The organism is Pseudomonas sp. CNPSo 3701 (genome assembly GCF_028674975.1).
In the GTDB taxonomy this organism is placed as follows: domain Bacteria; phylum Pseudomonadota; class Gammaproteobacteria; order Pseudomonadales; family Pseudomonadaceae; genus Aquipseudomonas; species Aquipseudomonas straminea.
Genome location: NZ_JAQZSI010000019.1, coordinates 1 through 884, shown reverse-complemented (window position 1 = coordinate 884; position 884 = coordinate 1). Strand labels below are relative to the sequence as shown.

Below are 884 nucleotides of genomic sequence, written 5' to 3'. Positions count from 1 at the left end.
GGCAGCAGGGCATCCGGGCAGTTCTGGTAGCACACCGGGCGCAGGAAGCGGTCGATGGCCAGGGTGCCGACCGAGGTGCCGCGGGCGTCGGAGGTCGCCGGGTACGGGCCGCCGTGAACCATGGAGTCGCAGACTTCCACGCCGGTCGGGTAGCCGTTGAACAGCACACGGCCGACTTTCTGCTCGAGCAGCGCGAACAGCTCTTCGCTGCCGGCCAGGTCGCCCGGCTCGGTGAGCAGGGTGGCGGTCAACTGGCCGTGCAGGCCGTTGATGGCCTTGAGCAGTTCAGCCTTGTCGGCCACTTCGACGACGATGGTGGTCGGGCCGAAGACTTCTTCCTGCAGCAGTTCGTCGCCGTTCAGCAGCAGGCTGACGTCGGCTTTGAACAGTTGCGGGCGAGCCTGGTTGCCTTCCTGCTTGGCACCGGTCAGGTGGGTGATGCCCGAATGTGCGTTGAGCGCTTCCAGGCCTTTCACGTAGCTCTTCAGGGTGCCGGCGTTGAGCATGGTTTGCGGCTGCTGCTCGGCCATCTTGGCGGTGAAGGTTTCCAGGAAGGCGCTGAACTCCGGCGAACGGATGCCGATCACCAGGCCCGGGTTGGTGCAGAACTGGCCACAGCCCATGACCACGGAGCCGGCCAGCTCGCCAGCGATCTTCTCGCCACGGGCCTTGGCGGCTTCCGGCAGGAGGATGACCGGGTTGATGCTGCTCATCTCGGCGAACACCGGGATCGGCTGCGGGCGTGCCGCGGCCATGTCACACAGGGCGCGACCGCCTTTGAGCGAGCCGGTGAAGCCGACGGCCTGGATGGCCGGGTGCTTGACCAGCGCCTCGCCGACGCCCGAACCGTAGATCATGTTGAACACGCCTTTGGGCATGCCGGT

At 66.5% G+C, this 884-nt stretch carries 1 protein-coding gene; it reads right to left on the bottom strand.

Going from position 1 to position 884, the window contains the following annotated elements:
* Positions 1-884, bottom strand: an 884-nt coding sequence (locus PVA39_RS23190; RefSeq protein WP_274126065.1) for an aldehyde dehydrogenase family protein, incomplete at both ends; no start/stop codon positions are given.